Source organism: Variovorax pasteuri, assembly GCF_051216435.1.
Lineage (GTDB): Bacteria > Pseudomonadota > Gammaproteobacteria > Burkholderiales > Burkholderiaceae_C > Variovorax.
The window spans coordinates 650,555-666,549 of record NZ_JBPJZS010000002.1 but is presented as its reverse complement, the minus strand read 5'-3'; the positions used below and the strand labels follow the sequence as shown (position 1 = coordinate 666,549).

Sequence of the window (15,995 nt, the reverse complement as noted above, 5' to 3'; positions counted from 1 at the left end):
GGCGACCGGCACCATGAACATGAAAAAAATATCCACCGTCGTCTACGGCCTGCTGCTGGTCGCGCTGATCCTGGCGCCGTTCTTCGGCGCCTACCCGGTGTTCGTGATGAAGCTCATGTGCTTCGCACTGTTCGCCGCGGCGTTCAACCTGCTGCTGGGCTTCACCGGCCTGCTGTCCTTCGGCCATGCGGCCTTCCTGGGCGGCTCCGCATACGTCGCGGGCCATGCGATGAAGGTCTGGGGCCTCACGCCCGAGCTGGGCCTGGTCGCGGGCACGCTCGCCGGCGGCTTCCTGGGCTGGGTCTTCGGCGTGGTGGCCATCCGCCGCCAGGGCATCTACTTCGCGATGATCACGCTGGCGCTCGCGCAGATGATGTTCTTCGTCGCGCTGCAGGCCAAGTTCACGGGCGGCGAAGACGGTTTGCAGGGCGTGCCGCGCGGCAAGCTGTTCGGCTTGATCGACCTGTCGAGCGACCTCACGATGTACTACGTGGCGCTGGTCGTGGTGGTGCTGGCGTTCCTGCTGATCGTGCGCACCATCCACTCGCCGTTCGGCCAGGTGTTGAAGGGCATCAAGGAGAACGAGCCGCGCGCGCTGTCGCTGGGCTACGACGTGAACCGCTTCAAGCTGCTGGCCTTCGTGATTTCGGCGGCGCTGTCGGGCCTGGCCGGTTCGCTCAAGACGCTGGTGCTGGGTTTTGCCACGCTGTCCGACGTGCACTGGACGGCGTCGGGCCAGGTCATCCTGATGACGTTGGTGGGCGGGCTGGGCACGATCTCCGGTCCGCTGGTGGGTTCGGCGGTGGTGGTGCTGCTCGAGAACAAGATCGGCGAACTCGGCAACTTCCTGGCGCGCATCACCACGATCGACTGGTTCAACACGCTGGGTGAGTCGGTGACCATGGTCACGGGCTTGATCTTCGTGATCTGCGTGCTGGCGTTCCGCAAGGGGATCATGGGAGAGATCATTGCGTTCATCGAGCGGCGCAAGGGGGCCTCAGGCGGCAAGTCGCACTGAGAGGGCGGCTCGCTTTTGGATTCGCTGCGTTGCGCGTGACGTGTCCTGCTCGGGGCGCGGTCACGCCGATGGGCGACATTCGCGGAGGGGAGCACCTGGCGGCCTGTGCGTTCACCCCGAACAAGAGCTAAAGCCGCAGCGGCGCTGCGTACCCCGTCATCTCCAGATACCCGCGACCCACGCGCTTTCCCTGTGCGTCGAGCAGGTCGCTCACCCCCTCCCAATACACGCCCCCAGTCGACCCACGGCTGTCCAACTCCTGGTCGTCCAGCAGCGCGCGCACCTCGAAGTTGCCGGCCGGCGTCTGCACACGCCACTGCGTCGGGTACTTCGCCTGCGTGCGCGGGCTTTCCCACGACTTGATCGCCTCGAACCGCACCTCGTCGTTGTTGAAGATGCGCGCCACCCCATCGCGTGCGCGAAACGATCCGCCTCCCCACAACGCACTGCCGTCGCTGCGACGCAGATGAAAGGCCGTAAGGGCACTGCCGTCGTCGAGGTTCATGCCGATCCAGTCCCAGCCCACGGCCTCGGGGTGCATCAGCGCCTCGCTCCATTCGTGGTCGAGCCAGGCCGCGCCGCCGACGTCGACGGTCTGCCCTTTCAGCGTCAGCTTGCCCTGCGCCTTGAGCTGTGGCTCGCTGTAGTAGTAGCTTGCCTGCGATTCGTCCGGCCCCTTGCGCGACAAGCCGGCCTTGCCCTGCAACAGCACCGGCTGCGTCGGCGTGAAGCGCAGGTCGAGCGAGAACTCGCCGGCCGGAATGCGCGCCACGTACAGACCGTTCTCGCGCACCAGCGACCAGTCGCGGATGCGCACGTCGGTGTCGCTGGTGCTGGCTTCCGCCACGCCGAAGCCCGCGCGCGCGATGCGCTGGTCGTGCAGCAGCACGCGACCCTCCAGGTCGGTGACCGCCGCATGCGCGAACACCAGGTTCTTCGCCGCGAAGGCCGAGCGCATGCCCAGCGCCGCCTCCACGCGCGAGCGGAAGAAGGTCACCTGAAAGCCGAACTCGCGCCCGGCCGGTGTCTTCGCATGGCCGGTGATGTACCACCACTCGGTGTGCAGGTCGGGGTGGCTGCCGAAGTCGCGCGGAAATTCGAGCCTGCGCTCGGGCAGCGCCCAGGCCGCCATGGGCCCCGACGACAGCGCTGCCAGCAGCAGGCTGCGCCGCGAAACGAAAGCCATGGAAGGCATGGGAGACATCACACCGCCACCAGCGCATCGATGCGCCGCTGCACCGGTGCGATGTCGCCGAACGCGTTGCGCACCCACGCGGCGTCGTGATAGCTCGGCAGGTAGCGCTCGCCCGCATCGCACAGCAACGAAAGAATGGACCCCTGCTGTCCGGCTGCGCGCATCTCCTGCGCCACGGCCAGCATGCCGATGAAGTTCGTGCCCGTCGAAGGGCCGACCTTGCGGCCCAGCAACGCCGACAGCGCATGCATCGCCGCCACCGAGTCGAGGTTGGGCACCTCGATCATCCGGTCGACCAGCGTGCGAACGAAGCTCGGCTCCACGCGCGGCCGGCCGATGCCCTCGATGCGCGAGCCCGCCGCGGTGAGCGTGGAGTCGCCCGTGCGGTGGTAGGCCGAGAACACCGAGCCCTCGGGGTCGGGCACGCACACCTGCGTGTCGTGGCAGCGAAAGCGCACATAGCGCCCGATGGTCGCGCTGGTGCCGCCCGTGCCCGCGCCCACCACGATCCACTTCGGCACCGGATGCCGCTCGCGCGCCATCTGCTGGAACATGCTCTCGGCGATGTTGTTGTTGCCGCGCCAGTCGGTCGCGCGCTCGGCGTAGGTGAACTGGTCCATGTAGTGGCCGCCGGTGCGCTCGGCCAGCGCGCGGGCCTCTTCGTACACCTGCGCCGCATGGTCCACGAAGTGGCAGCTCGCGCCGTAGAAGGCGATCTGCGCGACCTTCTCGGGCGAGGTGGTGCGCGGCATCACCGCGATGAAGGGCAGGCCCAGCAGCCGCGCGAAGTAGGCCTCGCTCACGGCGGTGGAGCCGCTCGACGCTTCCACGATGGTCGTGCCCTCGCGCACCCAGCCGTTGCACAGCGCGTACAGGAAGAGCGAGCGCGCGAGCCGGTGCTTCAGGCTGCCGGTCGGGTGCGTGGACTCGTCCTTCAGGTACAGGTCGATGCCGTGCGCGGCCAGCGAGGGCAGGGGCAGTGGAATCAGGTGCGTGTCGGCGCTGCGCTGGTAGTCGGCCTCGATGCGGCGAATGGCGCCGCCGAGCCAGCCGCTGCAGGAGGTGGAAGAGAGGGTTTGCTGCATAGCGTGCCAGTCTACAAGTCATGACTTGCAACCCCTATGGGGCGTTGCTTTGCGCTGCTTGTCTGACCACAGGTCCGGGGGAAGCGTTGACGGCTTTGGAAGCTGGGTTTCGGGGCCGGGACTCGCCCCGGCGGGCGACTTACTTTCTTTTGCTTCGCCAAAAGAAAGTAAGCAAAGAAAAGGCGACCCCACTGTCTGCGTCCCTGCGCTTCGCTCCGGGCAACCTGCGGTGCTCGCGTTTCGCGGGGTCTCGCCCAAACTCGCTTCGCTCAGACAAGGGCGAGCCCTGATCCGCGAAACGCTGCGCTCCTCGGCGCAGCCAGAGGGGGTGGAGACCACCCGGGCCTTTGCTTCGCTTGGCCAACAAGGCGCTGCAGGCGCTTCGCTTCTGCAGCGCCTTGGGCTTGCTTCTTTTTGGGCTCTTTTATTACCAATCTTCCTTGACTGCCAGGACTGCGTCCTTGCCGGCTGCGGCGCGGCCGGCCATCCACGCCGTCACCGTGCCTGCGGCCACCACCGCCGCACACAACAGCAGCAGCCGCTCCCACGGCACCAGCAGGTCCATGCTCCAGTGAAAGCTCTGGGGGTTCACCACCTTCACCAGCACCACCGAGACCGCCAGGCCCAGCCCCAGCCCGGCCACGGCGCCGATGGCCGTCCACGCCGCACCTTCGCCCGCCACCACCGCCAGCACCTGCCGCCGCGTGAAGCCCAGATGCGCGAGCAGCCCGAATTCCTTGCGGCGCGCCAGCACCTGCGCGCTGAAGCTCGCGGCAATGCCGAACAGGCCGATGGCGATGGCCACTGCCTGCAGCCAGTAGGTCACGGCAAAGCTGCGGTCGAAGATGCGCAGCGAGGTCACGCGGATCTGCCCGACCGACGCAATTTCCACCGACTCGGCGGAGCCGCCGCCCTGGCGAGCGGCGAGCGCGCGCACCGCCGTCTGCACCTCGCCTTCGGACGCGCCGGGCGCCAGCCACAGCGCCACGTCGCTCACGTTGCGCTCGCCGGTGATGCGCTCGTAGTCCCGCGCATCCATGGTGATCGCGCCGAACTGCCTGGCGTAGTCGCGCCACACGCCGGCCACGAAGAACGATGGCGTCTTTTTGGACGACGCCGACATGCCCATCGCGTTCGACAGCGGCGCGAAGGTGGTGCCGGGCTTGGCGCCATACAGCTCCACCATCGGCTCGCTCACGTAGATGCCGATCTGCCCCTCGGGCACGGCAACGGCCGAGCCCACCAGCGGCAACGACTGCGTGGCGCCGCCTTCCAGGCTGCGCGCGATCAGCGCCACGGCAGGGCGCGTGGCGTCGAGCTGCAGCGTCTGCGTGCGCAGCGTGCCGGTGCGCGCCACGCCGGGCAACTGCGCCAGCGCCTGCACGAAAGCGGGTGCGAAGGTCGCGGTGTCGGTGCTGCTGGTGCCGCCGCTATTGCTGCCGCGACCGCCCGAGGTGGCGCGCACGTACAGGTCGGCGGGCAGCACCACGTTCAGCCACTGCGTCACCGAGTCGCGAAAGCTCGCGACCATCACCGTGAGCGCAACCGCCAGGCTCAGACTCGCGACCACGCCGCTTACCGCCACGGCCGCCGTGCCGCGCATGCGCCGCGCGCGCTCCACGGCCAGCATGGGCAGCACGCGCTGCGCGAACAGGGGCGCGATGCGGTCGTACAGCAGGGCGATCAGCCAGGGCAGGGCGGTGATGCCGCCCACCAGCAGGCAGGCCACCGACAGGTACGCCGCCACGGGAATGCCGCCAATGGCCGGCACGTTGGCCAGCACCCCGCCCAGCGCAATCAGCCCCAGCGCCAGCCAGTGGCCGTTGCTCTGCACGGGCGCGGCGCCCAGGCCCTTGAGCGTCTGGGCCTCGGGCAACGCCTGCGCTGCGCGCGCGGGCCACCAGCCGCCGACCAGCGCGGCCACCACGCCCAAGCCGCCGTACAGCAGGGCCGATCCGGCGCTCCAGTGCAGCGTGGGCGCCACGCCCTCGAAATAGCCGCCGCCCAGGTCGCCGCCGAGCACCTTCAACGCGAAGGCCGCGAGCGCGGTGCCCAGCGCCAGGCCGGCCGCGCTGCCGATCAGGCCCAGCACCAGCGATTCGGCCAGCACCAGCCGCAGCCGCTCGCGCGGCGTGAGGCCCAGCACGCCCAGCAGCGCGAACTGCTGCGCGCGCTTGGCCACGCTGAGCGCCAGCACCGAGAACACCAGGAACGCGCCGGTGAACAGCGCCACCAGCGCCAGCACCGTGAGATTGACGCGGTAGGCGCGCGACAGGTTGCTCACGCGTTCCGCCGCATCGCCCGGCTCGGCGAACTGAACGCCCGCGGGCCAGTCCGGCGACTTCTGCAGCGCGGCCATGAAGGTGGCGCGGTCGGTGCCGGGCGCCAGCCGCAGGTCGATGCGGCTGAGCCGGCCGCCCTGGCCGAACAGGTCTTGCGCGGCGCCGATGTCCATCACCGCGAGCGCCGTGCCGCCGGCGGCGACATGGCCGGCCACGGCCAGCTGCTGCCAGGCGTCGCCGCTGCGCAGCTGCACTGTTTCCGGGGTGCCTGCGGGTGCTTGCGCGGGCAGTTTCAACGCGCTGCGCGCTGCGGCGTTGAGGAACACCTGTCCCGGCGCGAACAGCGCGAAGCGGTCGGCGCCGGGCGCGGGTTGCGGCATCAGCGCGGGCGCGATGGTGGGCAGCACCAGCGCGTCGATGCCGATCACGCGCATCGGCACCTGGCTGTCGGCCACCAGTGCCAGGCCCTGGAACTCCACCACGGGGCTCGCGAGCGTCACCTGCGGATGCCGGGCCAGCTGGGCGAACACCGCCTCGTCGAAGCCGCCCTGCACGGCGCGCACTTCCAGGTCGGGCTGGCCGTTCACCGAGCGCACGGCGCTGGAGAACTCGTCCAGCGCGGAGGCGTTGATCAGCTGCACCGAGAAGGCCAGCGCCACGCCCAGCATCACGGCCATCACGGCCGCCGCGTTGCGCCAGGGGTGGTGGCGGAGTTCCTGCCAGGAGAAGGTGGTGAGCAATGCGCGCATGCATCGATTGTGGCGGCGCGCGAAAGGTTGCACAGGCGTGGCACCATGGCGCCTCTTCGATGACGCCTGAGGAACCCGACGATGCGGCTCTTGCCCCGTGCTCCCCGTCCCCTGTGCCGACCCTGGCTTGCGCTGTGCGTCCTCGCACCCCTGCTCGTGGGCCATGCCGCCGCGCAACCTCAGGCGCCCCTGACGCTGGCGAGCGATCCCGCGATGCTGGCCAAGGCAGCGCTGGGCGCAGAGCGCGGCACGCTGGTGGTGGGCACGCTGCGCAACGGGCAGGCGGCCTACGGCGCCGCCTACAACCCCGAGCCGCCGTCACCGCCGCGCGCCATCGCCGCCAGCAGCGCCGAGCAGCCGATGTTCGAGATCGGCTCCGTCACCAAGGTCTTCACCGGCCTGCTGCTCGCGCAGGCGGTCGAGCGCGGCGACCTGAAGCTCGACGACAACGTGGGCAAGCTGCTGGCCGGCAAGGTCGAGGGCCTGTCGCCGGGCGTGGCCGCGGTCACGCTGCGCCAGCTGGTCACGCACACCGGCTGCATGCCCGTGATGGCCGACGGCGTGACCGGCGGCGCGCCGCTGGCCGAACAGTTCCGCACCTTCGACAAACCGATGTTCTGGGCCGCGCTCGCGCGCATCAGGCTCACGGCCGCCGCGCCGCCGTGCGAGGGCGCATACAGCAACTTCGGCATGGCGCTGCTGGGCCAGTTGCTGGCCGAGCGCTACAGCACCTCGTGGGGCGAGCTGGTGCGCGCGCGCATCACCGAGCCGCTGGGCATGAACGACACCGTGATCCCGCTCGGCGACAAGGCCTCGCGCATGGCCCCGGCCTTCTCGGGCGACCGCCGACAGCCGCTGTTCGACATGCTGGCCTACGCGCCGGCCAGCGCCCTGCGCTCCACGGCCGCCGACATGATGACCTTCAGCCGCGCCGTGCTGGCCGGCGCTGCCGGCCCGCTGGGCCCGGCCGCCGCGCGCATGCTCACGCCGCTGGCGCGCTACGAGGGCGCCGAGATCGGCTATGCGGTGATGGTGCGCGGCCCCGAGGGCGGACGCCGCACTTACTACCATGCGGGCGTTACCGAGGGCTACCGCACGCTCTGGCTGCTGGCGCCCGACACCGGCGAGGCCATCATCGTGCTCAGCAGCAACGCACGCGCGCCGCTGCAGCCCGTGATGCTGGCCATCGGCAAGAGCCGTTACCCGGTGTCGACCGCCGAGGTGCCGATCGATGCGAAGCGTCTGGACGACTACCGCGGCGAGTTCCGCGTGAGCAAGACCCAGGCGCTGAACTTCACGGTGCGCGACGGCAAGCTGCTGGTGCGCGAGACGGGGCGCGGCTACAGCGCGCTCACGCCGACCGGCACCGACCGTTTCGCGGTCACGGGCATCGGCGCGCAACTGATGTTCCGGCGCGATGCCGGCCATGCGGTGGTCGGCGTCACGCTGGCGCAGGGCGGCAGCCAGCTGGAGGGGCGCCGGGTCGGCGAGCCGGCCGTGGCGCCGCAGGAGTAGCCGGCGCGTTCAGTCTGCGAGCGCGAGCAGCCGGTCGGCCATCTGCGCGATCTCCTCGCGCATGACGAGCTTGTCGAGCCAGTTCGCGGGAATGCCGCCCACGCCGTAGAACGCGCCCGCCAGCTGGCCGCAGATGGCGGCGGTGGTGTCGGCATCGTCACCGAGGTTGGTGGCGGCGAGTACGGCTTCTTCGAACGACTGCGTGTGTGCAAAGCACCAGAGCGCCGCTTCCAGCGACTCGACGCAGTAGCCCGAACCCTTGATGTGCTCGCGCGGCCTCGAGGCGTAGTCGCCGCGCGCGAGTGCCGCGACCTTCTCGCTCAGCGGGGCCAGCGGCGCGGTGGCAAGAATGGCCGCCTTGCCTTCGCCCTGCAAGGCCGCCCGCAGCTGCAAGGCGAACAGCCGCGAGCACTCGATGGCCTCCAGTGCGCCGTGCGTGGTGCGCGTGCTCTCGCCGGCCTGTTGCCAGGTGGCTTCGGCACTGGCCGCGCAGAACATCGGCACGGGTGCCAGCCGCATCAGCGCACCGTTGCCCGCCGCGCGCGGATCGGGGTCGCCAGCGAACGGATCGCCCGACGCGAGGTAGCGGGTGAGGGCGCCCGACACCGTGAGGCCGATGTCGAAGCAGTTGCCGGTGCTGCTCATGTAGCCCACGCTGCGCCAGTTGCAGTAGCGGTTCATCTGGTCGACGGCGTTGAAGCCCTCGCAGTGGATGAGGCTCGCCGCGAGGCACAGCGCCATCGAGGTGTCGTCGGTCCATTCGCCGGGCACCAGGCCGAAGGGCCCGCCGCCGGCCATGTCCGTCACCGGCTCGAAGCTGCCGCGCGTGCGGAACTCGACCGTGGTGCCCACGGCGTCGCCGCAGGCCAGGCCGAGCAGGCAGCCCCGGTAGCGTTCGATACGTGTCATCGCGCGGCCCTCAGTGCGTCGCGTGCGGCCATCAGCGCGAAGCCCAGCAGGTTGAGGCCGCGCCACGCGCGCGGGTCTTGCGCCGCGGGGTCGGTGGCCGCCAGCCCGATGCCCCAGATCGGATCGACCGGGCTGGCCTCCACCAGCACCTGGTGGCCCGTGCCGAGCAGGAAGGCGCCGAGCGCCGCGTTCTGCGCGAACTTCTCGATGTTGCCCTGCGTCACGATGTCCAGGCGCGCCTCGACCCATGCCGCCTCGTCGAAGCCACGGATCTCGCGGCCCAGCTTCTTCGCTTCGCCGGGCGTGCGGGCCGCGAGGATGCGCTCGCAGGTTTGCGCGTCGTCGAACAGGCGCGCCTTGCCGGTCATCATGAAATGCTCGGCCGTGCGGTACCTGAGCCCGTCGACCTTGAATTCGGCCTCGAACCACTGGCTGAAGCAGCTCTTGTTCACGCCCGTCTTCGGCGCCTGGTGGCCCCAGAACAGCAGGTATTCGGGGCGATGGCCCTGCGCGAAGTAGGCGGGCAGGTCGCGGGTGCTGCGCGGCGTGGTCGTTGGGTGGATCGTCATTTTTTCTCTCCCTCGAAAGCATGTGACAGCTTGGTTCCTGTTCCTGTCGTGAGTTGCTCTGTACAACTAATCAGGGGTTGTATAGTACAACTAACAAATCCGCAGTCAGGCCTTCCCGTGAAATCACCCTCGTCGATTTTTCCGTCCCTGAGCTTCCCGCGCCCGCTGGTCACGGTCGACGTGGTGATGTTCACCGTGCTCGACGACGCCTTGCAGGTGCTGCTGGTGAAGCGCCCCGCCGACACCGCCGAGCCGTTCCCCGGCAAGTGGGCCTTGCCCGGCGGCTTCGTGAACATCGACGAAGACGCCACGCTGCTCGACTGCGCGCAGCGCAAGCTGCGCGAGAAGACCGGCGTGGTCACGCCCTACCTCGAACAACTCGGCAGCTGGGGCGGCGCGCAGCGGGACCCGCGCGGCTGGTCGACCACGCATTGCTTCTATGCGCTGATTCCCGCGCAGGCGATGCAGTTGCGCAGCGGCGCCAACGCGGCCGAGGTGGCGTGGTTCGCGGTCGACGTGGCCGCGCGCAAGCGGCTGGCCTTCGACCACGGCGACTTGCTGGACGCGGCCGTCGCCCGCCTGCGCAGCAAGGTCGAATACACCTCGCTGCCGGCCTTTCTGCTGGAGGAGCCGTTCACGCTGCCGGCGCTGCAGCACACCTACGAGGTGGTGCTGGGCCGCGACATCGACAAGAGCGCTTTTCGCAAGCGCATGCTCGACGGCGAGTTCATGGAAGAGGCCGGCATGGTCACCGGCAGCCTGGGCCGCCCGGCCATGAGCTACCGGCTGCGCGACCGCTCGCAAGCGGCGCTGTTTCCGCGCACTTTCAGCGCCCGCTAAAGGCAGGCAGCAACTCTGGGCCGCTGCGGGAAGGGCGCCTGCTCAGACCCGCTGCGACATCGCGCTGAGGTAGGTCCGCACCGCCGCACTGGTGCTCAGGCCGATCGCCCGGTCATAGGCCTGTCGGGCCGCGGCACGCGCACCCCCGGCCGCCAGCAGGTGCGCGCGCGCGGCCCAGAAGGGTTGGTAGTTCGTCACCTCGTCGGCCGGGATGGCATCGAGCGCGCGCAGGCCGGTCTCCGGCGTGCGGGCATTGGCCAGCGCGCAGGCGAGGCTCACCTGCGCACCGACGCTGGGCCGCAGTGCCAGCAGGCCTTCGTACAGCGACACCAGCGCTTCGGGCGGCACCGGCGCGCCCGCGCGGCGTTCGCAGTGCGCCGACTGGATGGCGGCCTCCAGCTGGTAGGGCCCGAGCGATCCCAGGGTGGACGCCTGCCGCAGATGGTGCTCGGCCTCGGCCAGCAGCTCGTGGTTCCAGCGCGTGATGTCCTGCTGGTCGAGCGGCACGTAGGCGCCGGTGTCGCTGCGGCGCGCTGCCAGGCGGGCGTCGCAGAACAGCATCAGCGCCAGCAGCCCGAGCGGTTCGGGCTCGTTCGGCATCAGCCGGCACAGGATGCGGCACAGGTCGATGGCTTCGTTGGTCAGCCCGCGGGGAAGGGCGTCGGCACCGTCCACGTCGTCCCAGCCCGTGCCATAGCCGGCGTAGATGCCGTCGAGCACGTCGCGCAGCCGGTGCGGCAGGTCGCGCGCCTGCGGGTATTCGAATGGCACGCCCGCTGCGCGGATGCGGGCCTTGGCGCGTACCAGCCGCTGCGCCAGCGCGGAGGGCGAGCTCAGGAAGGCGCCCGCCATGCGCGCCGCGTCGAGCCCGAGCACGGTCTGCAGCATCAGCGGTGCGCGCGCGGCCGCGTCGATGGCCGGGTGCGCGCACACGAAGAGCAGGCGCAGCCGCTCGTCGGGCACGGCTGCGCCCTCGGTGCTGCCTTCGTCGACCTCGCCGGCCAGCAGCATCAGCGTTTGCGTGGCCTTGTCCTGCACGCGGGTGTGGCGCCAGGCGTCGAGCTTGCGGTGCCGCGCCACGCTCAGCAGCCAGGCTTCGGGCTGCTGCGGAATGCCGTCGGCGGGCCAGCGCTCCAGCGCACGGGCAAAGGCGTCGGCCAGTGCGTCTTCGGACGCGGCGATGTCGTGCGTGCGCGCCGACAGGATGGCCAGCAGCCGCCCGTAGGCATGGCGCGCCGCGCGTTCGGCGGCCTGGTGAGCCGCCGGGCCGCTCATGGCGCTGCGGCCGCCGCGGTGGCGGTGAAGACGGGTCGCACCTCCACCCCGCCGCTGGTGGCGCAGGGCGCCCGCTCGGCCCATTCGAGCGCGGCGTCGAGGTCGGCCACCTCGATCACGAAGTAGCCGCCGAGCTGCTCCTTGGTGTCGGCGAAGGGGCCGTCCTGCACCTGTCGCTTGTCGCCGCGCACGCGCAGCGTGGTGCCGGTCATGGGCGGGAACAGGCCGTGGCCGCCGAGCGAAATGCCCGACTGGCGCACGGCGTCGGCATAGGCCATCCAGCTGGCGCGGTAGGCCTGCGAGGCGGCGTTGTCGCGTTGCTCGAACTCGGCCGCGGGCTGATAGAACATCAACATGTACTGCATGGTGTCTCTCCGTCATGGAAGAAGCTGCAGAGCAGGATCGCTCACCACAATGACGGCCCGCCAGCGGCCATTTCGACACGGGTTCGCCGTGCCGAGCAGAATATTTTTGACGTTAAGGCGGCCGAGCGCAATGCATCATTTGGCGTTCATTTCGGCACGCGTTCAGGCGGCCCGCTCCCGTGCCGACGGCGCGAACATCGCCTCCATCTCGTTTCGCAGTTTGCAGGCGGCGGTGCCGGTGTCGATCGCCACGTCGGCCCAGCTCAGGCTCTGGCCCTTCTTCACCGGCCGCAGCAGCTTGATGTTGTGCGCCAGCCCGAGCGGGAGGCCGCCCAGGCGCAACGAGCGCTCGGCCGGCAGCAGCTTGCCCCAGACCGTGTAGCCGCCTTCGCCGTCGAGCATCTCGCCCGCGGCCAGGTCGCGCTTGGCGGTGGCCACCACGTCGGCGTTCCAGCAGGTGGCCACGCCGGTGGGCTCGCCGCGCAGCGCCACGCTGGCCACCGACATGCCGACCTCCAAGCCAATGAGGTGCCAGCGCTTGTAGAGCGTGAAGTAGCGCCCGCTCGGGTCGGTGTGGGCGTTGTATTCCTCGAAGCAGTTCTTGATGTAATCGGTCTCGGCCTCGACCGTGACCCACACGCCCATGCGGATGTCGTAGGGAATCTTGCGGCCGTCGGCTTCCAGCGAGGACACCACCTCGACCATGCCCTTGCGCTCCAGCACGCCGCCCTCGCTCTTCGGTCGCGTGACGAAGGGAATGTCTTCCACGCTCGCGGGCGGGTAGAGCAGCCCGTCCGACGGCACGGTGAGTCCGGTGGCGTTGGCCACGGCCGAGCTTTCGATGGACGGCTTGGAGCCGTCCAGGAAGCTGTTGAACATCTTCGGGTTGAGCCCGCCGCGCAGCGCCTGCTCGGGCGTGAGGCCGTAGTTGCCCCACACGGTCTCGGGCGTCGATTCGGTGAAGTGCGGCAGCCACTTGTGGCCGCGCCCGGCCGCCACCACCGGAAAGCCGCAGGTGCGCGCCCAGTCGACCAGGTCGCAGATCAGCGCGGGCTGGTCGCCGAAGGCCAGCGAATAGATCACGCCGGCCTGCCGCGCACGGTGCGCGAGCATCGGGCCGCAGAAGGCGTCGGCCTCCACCGTCACGTTGACCACATGCTTGCCGTGCGCGAAGGCGTCCAGGCAGTGCTCGACCGCGGCGATGGGGTTGCCGGTGCACTCGACCACGATGTCGATCGAAGGCTCGCGCGTCACTGCCCGCCAGTCGTCGGTGATCCAGGTGGTGCCGTGCTTCAGCGCCTCCTGCACCGAGCCGGCGGCGGCGCGCTCGGGCTGCCAGCCCACGCGCTCGAGATTGGCGCGCGCCGCGTCGGGCGACAGGTCGGCAATGGCCACCAGCTGCACGCCGGGCGTGCGCGGAATCTGCGCGAGGTACATGGCGCCGAACTTGCCGGCGCCGATCAGGCCGATGCGAATGGGGCGGCCTTCGGCGGCGCGCTGCAGCAGGCGGGTGTGCAGGCTCATGGCGTTCAGGCCTCCACGGGTTCGATCACATCGAGCGAGGTGCGCAGCGCGCTCTCGGGCAGGCCGTCCTTCCACGGCACGTCGACGGGGTAGGGCTCGCGCAGGCAGTCGTCGGGCAGCATCTCGATGGGGGTGAAGTCGCGGTGCGCGATGTACTCGGGCCGCTTGTGGCGCCGGATGTGGTTGCTGACGGCGCACAGGCTCAGGTATACCGCCACGCGGTTGAAGGGCGACAGGTTGCTGCCCGAGGCATGCACCAGGCAGCTGTGGAACAGGATCATCGAACCCGCCGGGCCCTTGGGCGAGACGATGCCGCCGTCCTTGCCGCCGGCGCGGTCGACCAGTTGCGCGATCAGCTCGTTGTCCACGGTCCAGAGCGGATAGCTCGTCGTCGTGAGGTCATGTTTCGCATCGACCACGCCCTTGCGGTGGCTGCCCGGAATGAACATCAGCGGGCCGTTGTGCTCGTTCACGTCGTCCAGGAAGATGGCCACGTTCATCGCGCGCTCTGTGGGCATCAGGTCGTCGTTGAGCCAGGTGCCGTAGTCCTGGTGCCACTGCCACACCTGGCCTTCGAAGGCCATCTTGCCGTTGATCTTGAACTGGTGCATGTAGACCTCTTCCTCGAAGAGGTCCATCACCGGACCGACCATGCGCGGGTGGCGCGCCAGGCGCGCGAAGGGCTCGCTGATGAGGTGCGCCGCGAAGTTCGTGCGCACCGCGTCGGAGCCTTTCTCGCGCACGTTGAAGGCCTCGCGCTTGCTGTACAGATCGGGCACCGCATCGGTCAGCGCGCGGGTTTCCTCGGCCGAGAAATGGCCGGGAAAGAACAGGTAGCCGTCGCGCTCGAACTGCGCGCGTTGCTCCAGGGTCAGCTTCATGCCTTGTCTCCTTTGTGGGTGGGGGTGGATGCGGATGCGATGCGCGCCAACTGCTCGGTCAGGCGCCGGCTCAGTGACTCGCTGGCTTGCGCGACGTGCGCTTCGCTCAGGCGCGCCGCACGGTCCGCGTTGCCCGCGGCAATGGCCGCGGCAATGGCCTCGTGCTCGTCCCAGAGCGTCTCGCGCTGCGGCTCGGCCTGCAGCACCGCGCCCATCGCGCGGCGCAGGTGGCGCCAGTGCGGGCTGGCGCTCTGGCCGATCAGCGGGTTGCCCGAGGCTTCGTAGATGGCCTGGTGGAAGGCCACGTCGGCGTCGATCATGGCTTCGACGTTGCGCCCGCGCGCCGCGCGCCGGCCACGCTCGATGAGCTTCGGGTCGATGCGAAAACGCTGCTGCGCCGCGAGCCGCGCGGCCAGCACATCGAGCGCACCGCGCACCTGGTAGACCTGGCGCATCGCCTCGGCCTCCAGCGGCGCCACCAGCACGCCGCGGCCGGGCGCGTCCAGCACGAAGCCGTCTTTCTTCAGCAGCCGCAACGCCTGCAGCACCGGCTGGCGCGAGACCGACAGGCGTTGCGCGATGTCCTCCTGCGTGAGGCGCTCGCCTGGGGCGAGCGCACCGCTGCTGATGGCGCCGAGCAGGGCGCGGTACACCTGGTCGACGAGGTCGGGTGCGACCTCGATGCTGACGAGCTGGGCGGGCATTGCGAACCTCTTTTTGAACTCTGTATACAGAGTACGAACTTCGGGGCTGCCGCGCCTACCGGGTTTTTACCCATCGGGGCTGCAAAAAATTGCAAGCCGCCGCTAAGCTCGGACCCATGCAACTACCTACCTACGACGACGTCATCGCCGCGGCCGCGCGGCTCGAAGGCCATGCCCACCGCACGCCGGTGCTGCAATCGACCACCGCCAACGAGCGCTGGGGCGCGCAGTTCTTCTTCAAGTGCGAGAACTTCCAGCGCATGGGCGCGTTCAAGTTCCGCGGCGCATTCAATGCGCTGTCCAAGTTCGATGCCGCGCAGCGCAAGGGCGGCGTGATCGCCTTCTCGTCGGGCAACCATGCGCAGGCCATCGCGCTGTCGGCCCGCCTGCTGTCGATGCCGGCCGTGATCGTCATGCCCAGGGACGCGCCCGCCGCCAAGGTGGCCGCCACCAAGGGCTACGGCGCCGAAGTGGTGATGTACGACCGCTTCACCGAAGACCGCGAGGCGCTGACGAAGCGGCTCGCGCAGGAGCGCGGCATGACGATGATTCCGCCGTACGACCATCCCGATGTGCTCACGGGCCAGGGCACGGCGGTGAAGGAGTTGATCGAAGAGACCGGCCCGCTGGACCACCTGTTCGTGTGCCTCGGCGGCGGCGGGTTGCTGTCGGGCTCGGCGCTCTCGGCGCGCGCGCTCGCGCCGAACTGCAAGGTCTACGGCGTGGAGCCCGAGGCTGGCAACGACGGCCAGCAGTCTTTTCGCGCAGGGAAGATCGTGCACATCCCCACGCCGCAGACCATCGCCGACGGCGCGCAGACGCAGCACCTGGGCGAATACACCTTCGGCATCATCCGCCGCGACGTGGACGACATCTTCACCGTGACCGACGAGCAACTCGTCGACGCGATGCGCTTCTTCGCCGAGCGCATGAAGATGGTGGTGGAGCCCACCGGCTGCCTCGCCTTCGCGGGCGCCATCGCGGCGGGCCAGGCGATTGCGGGCCAGCGCGTGGGCATCGTGATCAGCGGCGGCAACGTCGACCTGTCGCGTTTTGCCGCGCTGATCGCGCCGCCGCAGTAAGC

General features: G+C 69.7%; 14 protein-coding genes. 4 read left to right on the top strand and 10 right to left on the bottom strand.

The genetic code is table 11. The annotated features are described in order from the left end of the window. Positions 1-13: 13 nt before the first annotated feature. Entirely contained in the window at positions 14-1,018 is a 1,005-nt protein-coding gene (locus ACSFBM_RS10230; protein WP_435484241.1) for a branched-chain amino acid ABC transporter permease, read from the top strand. A gap of 127 nt (positions 1,019-1,145) precedes the next feature. On the opposite strand, the gene ACSFBM_RS10225 is transcribed toward ACSFBM_RS10230, so the two are convergent. The 3 genes from ACSFBM_RS10225 to ACSFBM_RS10215 form a co-directional block, all read right to left on the bottom strand. Further along, positions 1,146-2,213, bottom strand: coding sequence for a lipocalin-like domain-containing protein (locus ACSFBM_RS10225; RefSeq protein ID WP_435484240.1), 1,068 nt, complete (start codon positions 2,211-2,213; stop codon positions 1,146-1,148). Between the two features lie 8 nt (positions 2,214-2,221). Further along, positions 2,222-3,298 (bottom strand): PLP-dependent cysteine synthase family protein, encoded by a 1,077-nt coding sequence (locus ACSFBM_RS10220; RefSeq protein ID WP_435484239.1) that lies wholly within the window; start codon positions 3,296-3,298, stop codon positions 2,222-2,224. Between the two features lie 427 nt (positions 3,299-3,725). Further along, entirely contained in the window at positions 3,726-6,329 is a 2,604-nt protein-coding gene (locus ACSFBM_RS10215) for an FtsX-like permease family protein (protein WP_435484238.1), read from the bottom strand. Positions 6,330-6,410: 81 nt separating this feature from the next. Here ACSFBM_RS10215 and ACSFBM_RS10210 point away from each other — a divergent pair, with 81 nt between their 5' ends. Next, entirely contained in the window at positions 6,411-7,844 is a 1,434-nt protein-coding gene (locus ACSFBM_RS10210; protein ID WP_435484237.1) for a serine hydrolase domain-containing protein, read from the top strand. Between the two features lie 9 nt (positions 7,845-7,853). Here ACSFBM_RS10210 and ACSFBM_RS10205 read toward each other — a convergent pair whose 3' ends face one another. Then, complete coding sequence (locus ACSFBM_RS10205; protein ID WP_435484236.1) at positions 7,854-8,753, bottom strand: ADP-ribosylglycohydrolase family protein; 900 nt, start codon at positions 8,751-8,753, stop codon at positions 7,854-7,856. Continuing rightward, positions 8,750-9,322: an NADAR family protein gene (locus tag ACSFBM_RS10200; protein ID WP_435484235.1), complete on the bottom strand. Its 573-nt coding sequence runs from the start codon at positions 9,320-9,322 to the stop codon at positions 8,750-8,752. Before ACSFBM_RS10200 ends, ACSFBM_RS10205 begins: the two co-directional genes overlap by 4 nt. A 186-nt stretch (positions 9,323-9,508) precedes the next feature. Here ACSFBM_RS10200 and ACSFBM_RS10195 point away from each other — a divergent pair, with 186 nt between their 5' ends. Further along, positions 9,509-10,162, top strand: coding sequence for an NUDIX hydrolase (locus tag ACSFBM_RS10195; protein WP_435436704.1), 654 nt, complete (start codon positions 9,509-9,511; stop codon positions 10,160-10,162). A 42-nt stretch (positions 10,163-10,204) separates the two neighbouring features. Here ACSFBM_RS10195 and ACSFBM_RS10190 read toward each other — a convergent pair whose 3' ends face one another. The 5 genes from ACSFBM_RS10190 to ACSFBM_RS10170 form a co-directional block, all read right to left on the bottom strand. Beyond that, a complete protein-coding gene (locus tag ACSFBM_RS10190) occupies positions 10,205-11,437 on the bottom strand; it encodes an RNA polymerase sigma factor (protein ID WP_435484234.1) in 1,233 nt (410 codons plus the stop codon). Further along, complete coding sequence (locus ACSFBM_RS10185) at positions 11,434-11,802, bottom strand: YciI family protein (RefSeq protein WP_435484233.1); 369 nt, start codon at positions 11,800-11,802, stop codon at positions 11,434-11,436. The genes ACSFBM_RS10190 and ACSFBM_RS10185 overlap by 4 nt, the downstream gene beginning before the upstream one ends. Positions 11,803-11,964: 162 nt before the next feature. Further along, positions 11,965-13,326 carry an NAD(P)H-dependent oxidoreductase gene (locus tag ACSFBM_RS10180; protein ID WP_435484232.1) on the bottom strand — a complete coding sequence of 454 codons (1,362 nt, stop codon included), beginning with the start codon at positions 13,324-13,326 and terminating at the stop codon, positions 11,965-11,967. Between the two features lie 5 nt (positions 13,327-13,331). Next, positions 13,332-14,207, bottom strand: a complete 876-nt coding sequence (locus ACSFBM_RS10175) for a phytanoyl-CoA dioxygenase family protein (protein ID WP_435484231.1) — start codon at positions 14,205-14,207, stop codon at positions 13,332-13,334. Continuing rightward, complete coding sequence (locus tag ACSFBM_RS10170; protein WP_435484230.1) at positions 14,204-14,911, bottom strand: GntR family transcriptional regulator; 708 nt, start codon at positions 14,909-14,911, stop codon at positions 14,204-14,206. The genes ACSFBM_RS10175 and ACSFBM_RS10170 overlap by 4 nt, the downstream gene beginning before the upstream one ends. A 116-nt stretch (positions 14,912-15,027) precedes the next feature. Between ACSFBM_RS10170 and ACSFBM_RS10165 the strand changes: the two genes are divergently transcribed. After that, positions 15,028-15,993, top strand: a complete 966-nt coding sequence (locus ACSFBM_RS10165; RefSeq protein ID WP_435484229.1) for a threo-3-hydroxy-L-aspartate ammonia-lyase — start codon at positions 15,028-15,030, stop codon at positions 15,991-15,993. The last annotated feature ends 2 nt before the right edge of the window (positions 15,994-15,995 follow it).